This window comes from Hoeflea sp. YIM 152468 (assembly GCF_029210485.1).
Classification (GTDB): domain Bacteria; phylum Pseudomonadota; class Alphaproteobacteria; order Rhizobiales; family Rhizobiaceae; genus Hoeflea.
This window is the reverse complement of record NZ_JARGET010000021.1, coordinates 61,967-76,077: the sequence shown is the minus strand read 5'-3', so window position 1 is coordinate 76,077 and position 14,111 is coordinate 61,967. Positions and strand designations below refer to the sequence as shown.

Sequence of the window (14,111 nt, the reverse complement as noted above, 5' to 3'; positions counted from 1 at the left end):
ACATGTCAAGCAATGTAGAAATAGCAACCAATGCCGAAGTCCCGAACGTCACCAGCCAGCTGGTTGACTGGATTGTTGACATCAAGGGAAGCGACATACCAACGGAAGTGCGAAAGGAAGGCTTGCGCACATTCGTCAACTGGATCGGATGTGCCGTGGGTGGTGCGCATCATGAAACGGTTGACCGTGCACTTGCAGCCGTCATGCCATTTTCCGGCACGGCCACATCCACGGTTTTGGGCCGGCCAGAGCGGCTCGATGCACTTCATGCCGCGCTGTTGAACGGCATCACCTCGCATGTGCTCGATTATGACGACACTCACCTGAAGACCATCATCCACCCTGCAGGACCGGTAGCATCCGCCCTTCTCGCCCTGGCCGAGTTGCGCCCCATGTCGGGCAAGGATTTCCTGACGGCACTGATCGTCGGTATTGAAGTTGAATGCCGGATCGGCAATTCGGTCTATCCCAACCACTACGACCGCGGCTGGCATATCACAGGAACGGCCGGAGTTTTCGGAGCAGCCGCCGCCACCGGCAAGGCAATCGGACTTTCCAAACAGCAGATGCGTTGGGCCTTTGGTCTTGCTGCGACGCAAGCCTCGGGACTGCGCGAAATGTTTGGCACAATGACCAAGAGTTTTCACCCGGGTCGAGCAGCCCAGAATGGTCTGATGTCGGCGCTGTTGGCCGAAGCCAATTTTGACAGCTCGGAACGCGGCATCGAAGCTCCGCGCGGATTTGCCAATGTGACTTCGACAAAACAGGACTACTCCGAGATTCTCGACGATCTTGGCACTCGTTGGGAATCCGCGCTTAACAGCTACAAGCCGTTTGCTTGCGGCATCGTTATCCACCCAACCATCGACGGATGTCAGCAAATCCGCGCCGAAATCGGCGACCGCGTCAGCGCAATCAAGTCGATCCATCTGACGACCCATCCGCTGGTACTGGAACTCACCGGCAAGAAAACGCCACGCACCGGGCTCGAAGGCAAGTTCAGCGTCTACCATTCGGCAGCTGCGGCTCTGTTGAAAGGCGACGGCGCCCCAACCGCGTTCACGGACGAGATGGTGAACCTGCCTGAAATTACGGGCCTGCGGGACCGGATCACGGCCACTGCCGATCCTGAATGCCACGAAGCTTCGGTCACCATTGATGTGACGTTTGAGGACGGGTCCAGGCTGAGTAAACACGTCGAGAGAGCCATCGGTTCGAAGGACGTACCGCTGACCAATGAACAGATTGATGCGAAGTTCATCACCCAGTCAGCTCTGGTGATTGGCGAAGAAGCCACTCGCGAGTTGCTGGCGGCGGCATGGAATCTCGAAGCGCTGAGCAGTGTCGCCGACATCGCCGGCATTTCGGTGGGGCAAAGCCAAACCAAGGCAAAGGCGACAGGATCATGAACACTCCCGCAAGCAAAGATACTTTGAAGATCGGCATTCTTGAGGGCGATGACATCGGCCACGAAGTGGTCCCGGCGTCAGTCCGCATCGCCAAAGCCGCCGCCGCCGCAACCGGGCTTGCGATCGAATGGGTTGATGTCCCCATCGGACACCGTGCGCTTGTTCAACTCGGGCATACGATGCCCGAGGGGACCTTGGAAACACTGGGCGGACTCGACGGATGGATTCTCGGCCCCATAGGTCACCAAGGTTATCCGAAAGTGCCAGAAGCAATCAATCCGCATCCGATCCTGCGCAAGCGGTTTGATCTGTTCGCCAATGTTCGCCCGACACGCTCGTTCCCCGGTATCGGTTGTCTGTACGATGACGTCGATTTGGTGATTGTCCGGGAGAACAATGAAGGTTTCCAGCCAGACAGGAACGTGGTGATGGGATCCGGTGAATTCCGTCCTACCAATGATGTTACGATTTCAGTACGCGTGATCACTGTCGAAGGGTCCTCGAAGGTGGCGCGTGCTGCCTTCGAAATTGCCCGTTCAAGAACAAAACGCTTGACCCTGGTTCACAAGAACACAGTTTACAAGCTGGGCTGCGGCATGTTTGTCGACAGCTGCTATGAAGTGGCGAAGGATTTTCCCGACGTCACCGTCGACGAAGTGATTGTCGACACAATGGCAATGCGATTGGTCCGTGATCCACAGAGCTTCGACACCATTGTTACCACCAATATGTTTGGCGACATCCTGACGGACGAAGCGGCCGGTCTGGTTGGGGGCATGGGCATGGCTCCCGGGCTTTGCATTGGGCGCGGGTCCATCGCCATGGCCCAGGCTACGCATGGCTCCGCTCCGGACATCGCCGGCAAGGATATCGCCAACCCCTTTGCCATGGTCGAATCCACCCGAATGCTGTTTGACTGGCTCGGGCGCCGTCATGGACTTGATGCGGCCGTCGAAGTATCGGAACTAATGAAGAAGGGAATCGATACTGCGCTTTCAAATCCTGCCACCCGTACTCCGGATATCCGCGGAACAGCGAACCAGTCACAGATGGTTGACGGAATAATCGCAGGCATGGGTATTGCCAATGCCTAAGGACAGATCGCTGCACCAGTCCGATAGCTGGTGTCTGGACTGCCTCCATGAGGCTGGATCTTGCTGGGGAGCCGCGTGCGGCGGCAACGCTGATTAAGGCAACCGGCTTGGTGTGCCGGGCCGGAGCATACACGCGGGGCGTGGGTTGGCAGACCAACACAGCCGCAGCCACCCAGGTGGCAATCGAGGCAATAACGGAAACCGGGGTAGCGCGGATATAAGGCTTTATCGAATGATGTAAATTGTCTACATACGGCCATGGAGAGTTCGATGGAAAACACTACATCAAATCAAACAGCGCAAAATGATCTGCAGGTTTTGCGCACGTCATCCTTGACCGGTGCACTTGAGCGGGAGCTGGAGCACCTGATCCTAACAGGGGAACTCAAACCTGGCGAGCGTCTCAACGAGATTCAGCTGTCGTCGCGGTTTGGTACCAGCCGCGGGCCGCTGCGGGAAGCCACGCGCAGCTTGCAAGCAAAGGGCTTGGTTGACGCAATCCGCAACCGTGGTGTGTTCGTTCGTTCAATATCTCCCAAGGAAGCACTCGAAATTTATGATATTCGGGCAGCGCTGTTCGGCTTAGCGGGCCGCCTGCTGACCGATATGGTGACAGACGCCATGCTGGCACGCCTGAACGAGTTCCTTGATGAGATGGATGAAATTGCGCAACAGCGCGATTTTGACCGCTACTATCCTGTCAATCTTCAGTTTCACGATTTTCTGATCAGATCAACGAACAGCAGCATGCTCGCCCAAGAGTACAAGAGCCTGGTCAACAGATTGCATCTGTGTCGCGCTCGTGGCCTGGTTCAGGCCGGAGGCCTCGCTGTCTCCAACCACGAACACAGGGAGATGGTTGACGCACTGGCTTCCGGCAACCGCGAGCGGGCCCAGGAGGCCTTCTTTCGCCATGTCGAACGGTCCAAACAACGGTTCACGACAACGCTTGAAAAATAGCGGCTGGCAAGCGCAGTCTTCACTTGGTCAGGTCACACCCGTTCATATGCTGCGGGGAATGCCGGCCACTTGATCGGGTTCATCTGTGGTCGTCCTCCCGATTCCGGGCCTGCGGCAGGCAAATCTCCGTCCGTCGCAATCGGGCCTCCCTCCCCTTCAATATCCTTATAGAGCGTCGTTTCTCAGCAAGGGTCGATCACCGACCAGCACAGACCGCAGTGTAAAGGCTCAAGAAGTGAGAACGACGCGGCGGCTCTCGTTTCCGACAATTGGACGGCAACAGGCTGCCATACCAAGCTGCATTGACAAGGCCCCATCATATCTCCGGAATGGGTTTAGCAGCGAGAAAGGGAGCGTCTGGCGGCGCCGTGCCGGGCGCCCGTAGCCATGTGTAACCCCGCATGCGGGCAAGGCAACCCGGCCTCCGGCTGCATCATGGCAGCTTGTCTATGTGGCGGCATGGAACGTCCTGCAATTTCTCCGAATTCCGCACGATGCTTGCCAGTCTGCGCTGGGCAAAAGATTACTTTTTGCACCGCCGAAACAAGGCAGTCGCCAAGGGGGCCACGAGTGAGAGTACGATCATGGCAACAAGAACCTTATTGATCGGACCATCGAACAGGTTGTTGGCTCCCCCTATGCGGGTCGCACGTAGAAAGTTGCTTTCAAGAAGCGGGCCGAGAATAATGGCCAGCATGAATGCAGGAACCGGGTACCGGTATACTTTAAGTATCGCGCCAAATAGTCCAAAAACGATCATCAGCATGATGTCGAATGCCATGAAGCGCCAAGCATAAGCCCCTATGAACACCAAGACGGTCACGGTGGGGACGAGGAATGCATTGGGAACGAAAACTATGTGCTGTGCCGGTCGTGCCAGCAAAACACCGAGCGTGGCGATTAGTCCGGCCGCCAAAAAAGTCGAGAACAGAATGCTGTAGGCGTCGACGATGAAAGTTGTGAAGAACTCAGGTCCGGGACGCAATCCGTGCAGCACCAAGGCAGCCAGCATCACCAGGGTCGACGCACTGCCGGGCAGACCTAAAGTCAGCATCGGAACCAGGGCTCCGTTGGCTGTGGCGTTGTTGGCGGAGTCAGTCGCAACAAGGCCCTCGGGATTACCCTTGCCGAAGGACTCCCGGTCTTTGGACCATTGACGCGCCTGCCCATAGGCTAGAAACGACCCAATCGTGGCGCCTGCACCGGGCACAACGCCGACGAAAAATCCAAGTATACTGGAGCGCCACAGGTTAATCTGGTGACCAGCCGAGTTCTTGAGGCCACGGAAAATCTCCGACCAACCGTCTGATGACCGCCTGCCTTGGTCGGCAATCGTGGCGCGGCCCAACAAAAAGAGCAATTCAGAAAGACCGAACAGCCCAAGCAAGACCGGAATCATTGGCAAACCATCATATAGTTCTGGTATTCCGTAAGTCGCCCGAGGGAAGCCGGACATCGAATCGGCACCAATGAGCGAGACCAGGATACCGAATAATGCGATCATCATGCCCTTTTCGTAGCTTTCCGAAGCCAACGTACTGACCACCGTCAGTCCCAGCACTGCGACCATGAACATCTCTGATGGACCGAACTTGAGCGCAAACATGCCAAGCACCGGCGCCAAAACGAGGGCCAGGAATGCGCCGATCAATGCACCGAACGTAGAGGCTCCGAAGGAGAGCCCCAAAGCATATCCAGCCTTGCCGGCTCTCGCCATCGGGTACCCCTCAAGCGTTGATGCAGCGTTGCCTGGCGTGCCCGGAATGTTCATCAGGATTGCCGGTATGGAGCCTGCCGCCTGTGCACCTGTGTAAATTGTCGCCATCATGATCACGGCGACGGTTGGGTCCAGCACAAGAGTAAATGGCAACAGGATCGCCATGACGTTGGCGTCATTAAAGCCCGGAATGGCACCGACAATAAATCCGATCAGGAAACCCAAAACCAGGAACAGCAGCGTTTGGAACTGAAACAACGCTGTGATGCCAGCGAACATTGCCTCGGTGTCGTACATCGAAATATAACTCCGGATTATACCTGGTAGGGTTCCAATCAGAAACCCAGTGGTCCAACGGGCACGTTGAAGTTCATCACCCAAGCAAGGAAATGAAAGGTCAAACTCGATACAACTGCACCTACTGCCGTGCCTATCGGCCCCAAACCGACAAGTGGGTAGGCTAGCAACAGAAACAGCAGATTTGTCAGGCTGAAGCCTAAACTCCCGAAGCTGAAATAATACCCCACACAGAGGATGAGAAAGGCTACGCGGATCAGGATCTCCCTTTTCGTCGTGGGCGCTGCTTCCTGATCGGGAAGAGCCGCGTCAGCTTCATCTTTGCCGGCTGATTTCTGGAACACGGTGCGCATCAGTATGATGAGAGTTGTCAACACCGTAAGCACGATAACGGGCTCTGGGATGCGCCGGGTAACTGAACGTGCCTCCTGGATATGAAACCAAAACAGCAGACAACCCAGGAGCACGATCGCGGGGACGATCAGTTCTCCCCATTTGGAGCGTAAAAACAACGAAGTGCCTCCGTGTATTATGAATCGGGCCTGCCGGCTGGCCGGCAGGCCCAACCAAGATTACATATCTTCGAGATCTCGTTCCATGCTGCTCCGGTATTCAGCCAGAAGGCCAAGGTAATCAGTGGACCATGCTTCACATTCGGCAGCATCCATGTGCCGGATAAATGGCGTTAGTGATTGCGCATCAGCCCCCTTGAGGAATTCCGGGTGCTGAAGCGTCTGCTCGAACGTCTCGGTCAGGCGCTGATATCGATCCGGATGGTTCTCGGCGCTCTTTCGGGAAATTTGCGCCCCATAGGGCTCAGACAGGTATGGCATCTCGAAAGGCAGGATTTCGTTAGCCGGAGGCGCGTTCCAGAGGCCCTCGGTCGGGTCTTCGGGCCAGAAAATTGCCAGCGCCTTGGTCAATTCCAGTACGTTTGTGGCTGACCAGTAGGGTGCCATGCAGCAATCCACGTGACCGCCCGCAACCGCATTCCGGGCCGGACCACCACCGCCGAAGGGCACAACCTGCAGGGGGATGCCGGCTTTCTCCCGCAACACCACAGTCGCGGCGTGTGCCGCTGACAGCGCACTGGAGACCGAAGCCGTAAACGGCTTGTCGGCACTGGCAGCCGCATCGAGAAACTCTTCCAAGGTATTGTAGGGCGAATCCTTGGAAACCAGAAGGACGTTGGGATCCTGAAAATATGAGCCAACCCAAGCCACCTGGTCGGTGCTGAATCGCTCTGCTTCGAGTTGAGCGAGCCAAGCCGTATGTGGCGCAGGAGTAAAGACGACTGCATGAGCGTCGTGCGGCGCATTTGCCATCAGGTCTTGAGCAATCAGAGAGCCGGCACCAGGCTTGTGATCGAGCACGAAATCCCCGCCCAGCAGCTGCCCCCAAACCGGCGTCACGAGCCGAACCGAGCGATCGGTGCCGCCACCGGGGGCAAAGGGAATATATGCAGTCAGCTTTCGTGACGGATAATCCTGAGCATGAGCCTGACTGGCGAGCCCGGCAAGCGGAAGTGCTGCGGTTCCGGCCGCCAGAGAAGTGCGAAGGAAACGCCGGCGCGTCAATTCATAATTGGTCATCCCAAACTCCTATTCATTTCGTGATGGCTTCACCGCCTAAGGAGGTTCGCAACCCACGACTTGCATCTCTGCATTGGGCGAGCAGTTCAAAGCAGGCTCCAAGCGGTGAGCGAAACGTGAGTGAATTGCCTCCGAGTGTCAAGCAAAGTGTTGACAATTTTTCCCCAAAAGCTATTTTCAAGTGCAGGAAATGCCGCCTACCGCAAGGATACCCTCAAAAAATGGTTAGAAAAACAAAAATAGTTGACAATTTCACATCTGAGATCCCCGAGTTTTTGGATGCTCGCTCACTATTTTTATCAGGTGGAAGCACTCCGAGAGACTACCTGGAGACATGCATTTCCAACATCAGTTCGTCGGAAGAGACAGTGCGGGCCTTCTCGCATTATGACCTTGCGAAGGCCCGCACCGCAGCAGACGCATCCACGCTACGCTATAGGGACGGCTGCCCTCAGTCACCCATTGACGGGATGCCGGTTGGCATCAAAGATATTATCGACACATTTGACATGCCCACGCAGATGAACAATCGCATGTACGATGGGTACATGGCGCGGGCGGATGCAGCCTGCGTCAGAGCGGTCCGCGAGGGTGGAGCGGTGATTGTAGGCAAAACTGTCACCACTGAATTTGCCATCGGGCGGTCTGGGCCAACTGTGAATCCACACAATCCGCTGCACACACCGGGCGGATCTTCATCGGGGGCGGCGGCAGGCACGGCAAGCGGCATGTTCGCCGCCAGTTTTGGCACCCAGACGCAGGGCTCCATTATCCGTCCCGCTTCGTTCAACGGCGTGGTGGGGTTCAAGCCAACACTGAACGCACTCTCCACCGATGGCGTGCACCCCTTGTCTAGAACCCATGACCACCTCGGTGTTCTTGGTCAGAGCGTCGGCACAGCCTGGGCGTTTGCGCGCTGGGTGGGGGAGATTGCCCCGGGGCAGGATACGAACGGACTTGGCGGGCCATTGGCCAGCGAGTTGGATCATGTGCCGGTCAAGCGGGTGGCAGTCCCGCGCACCGCAGGTCTGGATGAACTTGACGACAACAGCCGCGCAGCCTTCGAGGCACAGCTTGATCAGTTTCGGGCCGCGGGCATTACCGTGGTGGACTCATTTGACGACCCTTATCTTGCCGATCTGGCAAGACGACTCGATCATATCGTCGACATTTCCTTGCGTATGGTTGCGTTCGATATGCGCTGGCCCTATCGGACCTATGTGGAGCGTTATCCCGACGAGATGGGACCGCGTTTGCATGATCTGGTGAAGCTCGGACATGAGGTCACCTTGGACGAATACCGGCTCATGCGCAGTGAACGTGACGATTTGCGCCAACGTGTCCAGGAACTGTCCCGGTCATATGACGCCGTCGTGTTGCCCTCCTCCTCTGGCCCAGCGCCCGAAGGCTTCGAGTTCACCGGCGCACGGACTTTACTGCTGTATTGGTCGTTTCTCGGCTTCCCGGTTTTCGGTCTGCCGCTCATGGAAGTCGACGGCATGCCCTTCGGTTTGCAACTAGCAGGCTTCAGGGGGCGCGATTTTGAACTGGCGCAGCATGCAAACTGGATGATGAGGCAATTCGGCTGATCGTTTATCGCCACGTCAACCCTGCCCGATTGCCATCGCGGGGTTGACTGCCGTACCGGGGCCTGCGGTTGCAAGATACCGCCGGCTCCATTTCACTTCCGGCCCTTACCCTCGGTGGTGTCGTTCAGCGTGCAAAGCAGCAAGCCGGCCCGATCAGGAAACATCGCAATGACATTCGGATGCGCCGCTGACTGGCGCTGGAAAGCTCACAGCGCCTGATACTCGGCATGGTTCATTTCCTCGGTCAGAAACTCTATAAAGCTGTCCAGCAGCTTGAAGGACGGAGCTGTTCTTGAACGGATAAGCCAGATCTTGAATTCGACTGTCGGCTGAATTGGCCGGACGAGAATGTCAGGTCCGGCATTTGTCCAGGCGCTGATCGGATCAACAATTGAACACCCGACCCCCTCGGCAACGAACGTGCAGGCGGCATCCGACTGTCCCGTCTCGATGCTGATGCGCCGCGCAACGCCGTGATCATCAAACAGCGTATCTATCAACACCCGTGACTGGTCCTGCGGCCCAAGCGAGATGAAGGGTTCGTCCTCGAGATCCTGCGGCGTGATCTGGGTCTTGCCGGCAAGCCGGTGGCCCGCTGGAAGGATGCAGACCGCTTTCAGGGTCTGGACATGCAGGCTGACCGTCTCTTCACGGTCCGACGGCATGAAACTGAGCGCCACATCCGCCTGCTGTGTGGCCACCGCATCAATCAGGCTCCGGGATCTCATGCTTTGCAGATGAAACTGCACGTCCTTGTGCACCTTGCTGTAGCGCGCGACGGTGCGTGGAAGGAAACTTCGAGCAATCGCGGGAAACGACGCGATGCTGATTGCGCCCAGGCTCAGTTCGCGGATAGCGGCGATGACCCGGTCGACCTTGCGGACACCGCGAAACATCGCCTCGACCTCAACAAGCAAGGCCTCGGCCTCCTTGGTTGGCCTCAGCCGGTTTGACCGGCGGTCGAACAACGTGAAACCGCAATTCTGCTCCAGCATGGTGATCTGCTGGCTGACGGCCGATTGGGTAACATGCAGAACCTCGGCCGCCCGCGTGATGCCGCCAGCGGTCATGACTGCCTGAAACGCTGCGAGCTGGCGAATGTTCATCTTAACCTCAGCTAATGGCTGGATTACTATTTATCAATATATTTTAAGTCTGTCGATCTGTAGAAATGAAGCATAAGAACACGCTAAAGCCCTGGCCAAATCCGGCTTCACACCTCGACTGGGAGTATTCGACATGCACAAGACATTCTGGAAAATGCCGCTGATACTGGCCACAGCTGTCGGATTGGCGGGTGTCGCTTCAGCCGACCAGCTCGACTCCGTCAAGGAGCGCGGCGTGCTGTCAATCGGCATCAAGAACGATTATCGCCCGTTCGGGTATCTCGACGAGAACGGCGAAGTAACCGGCTTCGAAATCGACCTGGCGACCTATATCGGTGAAAAGATCGTTGGCCCCGAAGGCGAGGTCGAGCTGGTTCCGGTGGTCGCGTCAAACCGCATCGAACTGCTCAAGGCGGGCCGGATCGACCTGATCCTTGCCACGCTGGGTGTCAACGAGGACCGCGCCAAAGTCATCGACTTCACCGAAGAATTCTACAATATGGCCGGCATCGTGCTGATGGCGCCGAACGACACCGACCTCGCCAGCTGGGACCAGGTGGCGGGCAAGAAGCTGTGCGGCATTCAGGGCAACCTTTACAATCGGGCGCTGCAGGAAACCTATGGCGCCGAGCTGATGCTTTTCACCGGCACCGCCGAGATGTTCAGCGCCTATGAGGACGGCCGCTGTGTCGCCGTGGCCTATGACGGCCCGATGCTCAATCTCAAGCTGGCGGAACAAGGATGGGGCGAGAAGAACAAGATCGCCGTCGAAACCTTCGATTACATCCCGATTGCCGGCGGCGCGCGCAAGGGCGAAGAGCGGTTCCTGCAAGCGGTGAATGAAGCGATTCAGTCGGCCGAGGCAGCCAACCTGCTCGTCGAAGCGGAGGCGAAATATTCGATGGGTTCCAGCGCCTATGTCAATGACCGCGCCGAAGCAGCCCGCAAGGCCGGTTACTGATTGCCATTGATACGGTTGGCCCGCGCCCGATCCCGGCGCGGGCGCCTATTCCCCTTTCCGAGAAACTCCAGGCGGTGTCATGTTCGGATTTGACTTCAGCTGGCTTGGGGATCCGCTCTACCAGAGCTGGTTCATGAAGGGCCTGGCGACCACCTTGCTGCTCAGCGTCGTCGCCGGCATCCTTTCGATCCTGATCGGCATCGTCGGCGCGGCGATCCTGCATTTCAGGACACCGTTTCTTGCGCCCTTTACCGTGATTCTCATTGACCTGTTCCGCAACACGCCGCCGCTGGTGCAGCTGTTCTTCTTCTACTTCATGCTGTCGGATGTGGGGTTTTCCTTCACCGACCCCCTGACCGGCGCGTCGATGCCCGTGTTTAGCGGCTTCACCTGCGTGGTGCTGTCGCTGTGCACCTTCAACGGGGCCATCGCGATCGAGATCATACGTTCGGGCATATCGTCGGTGCCGTCACAGACGGTCGAGGGCGCCAGAAGTCTGGGCTATACCCGTCGCCAGGTCTTCCTGACCATGGAACTGCCGCTGGCGTTGCGCATGACCGTGCCGCTGATGACCAACAACATCGTGTCGATCATCAAGACCTCGGCGCAGGCGTCGCTCGTGGCGGTGACCGACATCACCTATTACGCAACGCAAGCGATGCTCGAAACATTCCTGAACATCGAGGTGATGATGGTGCTCTGGCTCATCTATGTCGCCATCGCCACCATCGTGTCGCTGGGGGCGCGGGCCATTTCCCGGGCGGTTCGAATCCCCGGCTACGGGCTTGTCTCATGAGCCGCGAACTCACCCACGCACTGATCGGATTTTTCGGCGTGATCGCGGTGCTGGGCGGCGTGTTTCTGGCGGCCTACGGCGGCGACAGCCTGGACGCGGTGATCGTGCTGACAAACCGGGCGTCGCTGTTGCTGATCGGAAGCAATTCATTTGACAGCGTTGGCGGCGGGTTCCTGGCCAATATCGGCATCAGTCTCGCGTCGATGGTCGTCGCCACGGTGCTTGGCGTCTCTCTCGGCGGGGCCACCACCGCGCCCAATCCCATGGTCCGCAATACGGCGATCCTTGTCGTCAACCTGATGCGCAATTCGCCCTGGCTGGTGGTGCTCTACGCCATGCTCTATCTGATCCCCTTCCGGCTGAGCATCTTCGGCACCGAATACTGGGTCTCTCCGGCGGCCAAGGCGGTGGTCGGCCTTTCGGTTCCGGTGACGGCCTACATGTCCGAGGTGTTCCGCGCCGGCATCCAGTCGGTCCCGGACGGCCAGTGGGAGTCAGCCCGCGCTCTCGGCTACCGGCGCGGCGCGATCCTGCGCCGGATCATCCTGCCGCAGGCACTGCCGCAGATGATCCCGAACATCATGACGACCTATGCGATGCTCTTCATCGGCACGAGCCTTGTCGTGGTGACGGGGACCAAGGATGTCCTCTCGGTCGCCAAGACCGTGATCGCCAGCGACGGCGACGATTACGCCACGGCAGTCTATCTCTTCGTGCTGCTGTTGTTCTTCATTTACTGCTACCCGATTGCCACGGCCAGCCGGGCGATCGAACAGAAGATCCGAAAGGCAGGATTACATGGCTGAGCCAATCCCTCCCATTGTCCAGCTCACGGACGTCCGCAAGGCCTTTGGCTCAGTCGAGGTGCTCAAGGGCATTTCGATGGAAGTCGATGCAGGCAATGTCGTCTGCATCATCGGACCTTCGGGCTCGGGCAAGTCGACGGTCCTGCGCTGCATCAATGGACTGGTTTCGATCAACAGCGGTTCCATACGGGTGGACACCCATCAGGTCGAAACGCTGCGCACGGAAAAGATGCTGGTGCCATTGCGCCATGACGTGTCGATGGTCTTTCAGCAGTACAATCTGTTTCCCCACAAGACCGTGCTTGAGAACGTCTTGATGGCGCCGATCCAGGTGCTGAAGAGGAATCCGGACGAGGTTCGAAGCCTGGCGGAAAGCCTGCTGGCCAAGGTCCAGCTTGCGGACCGGGGCGATGCCTACCCCGGCCAGCTTTCCGGTGGCCAGCAACAGCGCGTGGCGATCGTGCGGGCCCTGGCGATGGAACCCAAGGTGATGCTGTTCGACGAAGTCACCGCCGCGCTCGACCCGGAAATGGTCAAGGAGGTTCTCGGCGTCATCAGGGATCTCGCCAATGAGGGCATGACCTGCATCCTCGTCACCCACGAGATGCGCTTCGCCGAGGAGATTGCCGACCGGGTCTATTTCACCGACGGCGGTATCATCGTCGAACATGCGCCGCCCAAACAGCTGTTCCATAATCCCGAGGATCCACGCTTGCGCGCGTTTCTCGACAAAGTGTTGTAAGAAAAGGAAGCCGTAGATGACGTACAAGGTTTTGGTTCCTGACGCCCACCGGCGCGATCTCGACATCGAAAGGGCGGTGACGGGGAGCCTCGTCGAATACAGTGTCCATGACGAGACCGATGCGGCGGCGATAGCGGACGCGCAGTGGCAATCCTGCGACGCGGTGCTGGTCTGGCACCGGATGCGCATTGACGCCGCCGTGGTCGCCAAACTCGACAATTGCAAGCTGGTGGTGCGGGTCGGCGTGGGTTTCGACAATGTCGATGTCACCGCCTGCAAGGCACGCGGAATCACGGTCTCAAACGTTCCCAATTACGGGACAACCGAAGTCGCCGATCATGCCATCGCACTGATGCTCTATCTGGTGCGCGGGCTCGGCAGCTATGAGCGGCGGTTGAGGGCCGATCCGGCGACAGGCTTCCTCGCCGAAGACGTCCCCGTAGTGCGGCGGATACGCGGCTCCACCTTCGGCGCGGTCGGCATGGGCAGGATCGGCACCGCGGTGGTGCGCCGTGCAATGGCGCATGACATGACCGCGATCTACTATGATCCGTTTCTGCCGGAAGGCCATGACCTGGGCGTTGGCGTCGAGCGGGTGGGCTCGCTCGAGGACCTGCTTGCACGCTCGGATGTGGTCAGCCTGCACACCCCGCTCAACGACATGACGCGGCGGATGGTCGACGACGGCTTCCTTGCCGCGATGAAGCCCGGCGCCATCCTGATCAACATTGCCCGGGGCGGGCTGGTCGATATCGACGCGGTGGAGCGCGCCTTGCGCAGCGGTCGGCTTGAGGCTGCCGGGCTCGATGTTCTGCCCAAGGAGCCGCCGGTTCCGGAGCCTGCCCTGATCGCGGCATGGCGTGGCAACGAACCATGGATCGCCGGCCGTTTCATCCTGACACCGCATGCCGCGTTCTATTCCGAGGCCGGCTATGTCGACATGCGCACATTCTCCGCTCAGATTCTCATCGACCATCTTGTGCATGGCAAGATCAGAAACGACGTCACCCAATGAAACCCGCCGACACAATCATTCAGGACC

General features: G+C 58.2%; 13 protein-coding genes. 9 read left to right on the top strand and 4 right to left on the bottom strand.

The features are described 5' to 3' along the window. The first annotated feature begins 2 nt into the window (after positions 1-2). The 3 genes from PZ897_RS10930 to PZ897_RS10920 all read left to right on the top strand — a co-directional run bounded on the left by PZ897_RS10930 (position 3) and on the right by PZ897_RS10920 (position 3,463). Entirely contained in the window at positions 3-1,409 is a 1,407-nt protein-coding gene (locus PZ897_RS10930) for an MmgE/PrpD family protein (protein WP_275752319.1), read from the top strand. Then, positions 1,319-2,503 (top strand): isocitrate/isopropylmalate family dehydrogenase, encoded by a 1,185-nt coding sequence (locus PZ897_RS10925; RefSeq protein ID WP_275752318.1) that lies wholly within the window; start codon positions 1,319-1,321, stop codon positions 2,501-2,503. Before PZ897_RS10930 ends, PZ897_RS10925 begins: the two co-directional genes overlap by 91 nt. A 270-nt stretch (positions 2,504-2,773) precedes the next feature. Continuing rightward, positions 2,774-3,463, top strand: coding sequence for an FCD domain-containing protein (locus tag PZ897_RS10920; protein WP_275752317.1), 690 nt, complete (start codon positions 2,774-2,776; stop codon positions 3,461-3,463). A 523-nt stretch (positions 3,464-3,986) separates the two neighbouring features. Here PZ897_RS10920 and PZ897_RS10915 read toward each other — a convergent pair. The 3 genes from PZ897_RS10915 to PZ897_RS10905 are packed head-to-tail and all read right to left on the bottom strand — an operon-like array spanning position 3,987 to position 7,069. Continuing rightward, complete coding sequence (locus tag PZ897_RS10915; protein ID WP_275752316.1) at positions 3,987-5,477, bottom strand: tripartite tricarboxylate transporter permease; 1,491 nt, start codon at positions 5,475-5,477, stop codon at positions 3,987-3,989. A 38-nt stretch (positions 5,478-5,515) separates the two neighbouring features. Further along, complete coding sequence (locus tag PZ897_RS10910) at positions 5,516-5,989, bottom strand: hypothetical protein (protein ID WP_275752315.1); 474 nt, start codon at positions 5,987-5,989, stop codon at positions 5,516-5,518. Between the two features lie 60 nt (positions 5,990-6,049). After that, on the bottom strand, positions 6,050-7,069 hold the full coding sequence (locus PZ897_RS10905) for a tripartite tricarboxylate transporter substrate-binding protein (RefSeq protein ID WP_275752314.1): 1,020 nt from the start codon (positions 7,067-7,069) through the stop codon (positions 6,050-6,052). A 221-nt stretch (positions 7,070-7,290) separates the two neighbouring features. Here PZ897_RS10905 and PZ897_RS10900 point away from each other — a divergent pair, with 221 nt between their 5' ends. Then, positions 7,291-8,658 carry an amidase gene (locus PZ897_RS10900; RefSeq protein WP_275752313.1) on the top strand — a complete coding sequence of 456 codons (1,368 nt, stop codon included), beginning with the start codon at positions 7,291-7,293 and terminating at the stop codon, positions 8,656-8,658. A 206-nt stretch (positions 8,659-8,864) separates the two neighbouring features. Here the strand turns inward: PZ897_RS10900 and PZ897_RS10895 are convergent, their stop codons facing one another. After that, positions 8,865-9,764 (bottom strand): LysR substrate-binding domain-containing protein, encoded by a 900-nt coding sequence (locus PZ897_RS10895; protein ID WP_275752312.1) that lies wholly within the window; start codon positions 9,762-9,764, stop codon positions 8,865-8,867. A gap of 133 nt (positions 9,765-9,897) precedes the next feature. Here PZ897_RS10895 and PZ897_RS10890 point away from each other — a divergent pair, with 133 nt between their 5' ends. From PZ897_RS10890 to PZ897_RS10870, 5 genes are all read left to right on the top strand, one after another. Further along, the gene (locus PZ897_RS10890; protein WP_275752311.1) at positions 9,898-10,725 is read left to right on the top strand and encodes a transporter substrate-binding domain-containing protein; all 828 of its coding nucleotides are present in this window, start codon (positions 9,898-9,900) and stop codon (positions 10,723-10,725) included. A gap of 79 nt (positions 10,726-10,804) precedes the next feature. Beyond that, positions 10,805-11,521: an amino acid ABC transporter permease gene (locus PZ897_RS10885; protein ID WP_275752310.1), complete on the top strand. Its 717-nt coding sequence runs from the start codon at positions 10,805-10,807 to the stop codon at positions 11,519-11,521. Beyond that, on the top strand, positions 11,518-12,327 hold the full coding sequence (locus PZ897_RS10880; protein WP_275752309.1) for an amino acid ABC transporter permease: 810 nt from the start codon (positions 11,518-11,520) through the stop codon (positions 12,325-12,327). The genes PZ897_RS10885 and PZ897_RS10880 overlap by 4 nt, the downstream gene beginning before the upstream one ends. Continuing rightward, positions 12,320-13,069, top strand: a complete 750-nt coding sequence (locus PZ897_RS10875) for an amino acid ABC transporter ATP-binding protein (RefSeq protein WP_275752308.1) — start codon at positions 12,320-12,322, stop codon at positions 13,067-13,069. Before PZ897_RS10880 ends, PZ897_RS10875 begins: the two co-directional genes overlap by 8 nt. Positions 13,070-13,085: 16 nt before the next feature. Beyond that, positions 13,086-14,084, top strand: a complete 999-nt coding sequence (locus PZ897_RS10870) for a C-terminal binding protein (protein ID WP_275752307.1) — start codon at positions 13,086-13,088, stop codon at positions 14,082-14,084. Positions 14,085-14,111: the final 27 nt, after the last annotated feature.

What these genes read in the sequence shown, in the direction of transcription:
- PZ897_RS10930 (WP_275752319.1), top strand. Translation starts at nt 3, where the DNA reads ATGTCAAGCAATGTAGAAATAGCAACCAATGCCGAAGTCCCGAACGTC.
- PZ897_RS10925 (WP_275752318.1), top strand. Translation starts at nt 1,319, where the DNA reads ATGGAATCTCGAAGCGCTGAGCAGTGTCGCCGACATCGCCGGCATTTC.
- PZ897_RS10920 (WP_275752317.1), top strand. Translation starts at nt 2,774, where the DNA reads ATGGAAAACACTACATCAAATCAAACAGCGCAAAATGATCTGCAGGTT.
- PZ897_RS10915 (WP_275752316.1), bottom strand. Translation starts at nt 5,477, where the DNA reads ATGTACGACACCGAGGCAATGTTCGCTGGCATCACAGCGTTGTTTCAG.
- PZ897_RS10905 (WP_275752314.1), bottom strand. Translation starts at nt 7,069, where the DNA reads ATGACCAATTATGAATTGACGCGCCGGCGTTTCCTTCGCACTTCTCTG.
- PZ897_RS10900 (WP_275752313.1), top strand. Translation starts at nt 7,291, where the DNA reads ATGGTTAGAAAAACAAAAATAGTTGACAATTTCACATCTGAGATCCCC.
- PZ897_RS10895 (WP_275752312.1), bottom strand. Translation starts at nt 9,764, where the DNA reads ATGAACATTCGCCAGCTCGCAGCGTTTCAGGCAGTCATGACCGCTGGC.
- PZ897_RS10890 (WP_275752311.1), top strand. Translation starts at nt 9,898, where the DNA reads ATGCACAAGACATTCTGGAAAATGCCGCTGATACTGGCCACAGCTGTC.
- PZ897_RS10885 (WP_275752310.1), top strand. Translation starts at nt 10,805, where the DNA reads ATGTTCGGATTTGACTTCAGCTGGCTTGGGGATCCGCTCTACCAGAGC.
- PZ897_RS10880 (WP_275752309.1), top strand. Translation starts at nt 11,518, where the DNA reads ATGAGCCGCGAACTCACCCACGCACTGATCGGATTTTTCGGCGTGATC.
- PZ897_RS10875 (WP_275752308.1), top strand. Translation starts at nt 12,320, where the DNA reads ATGGCTGAGCCAATCCCTCCCATTGTCCAGCTCACGGACGTCCGCAAG.
- PZ897_RS10870 (WP_275752307.1), top strand. Translation starts at nt 13,086, where the DNA reads ATGACGTACAAGGTTTTGGTTCCTGACGCCCACCGGCGCGATCTCGAC.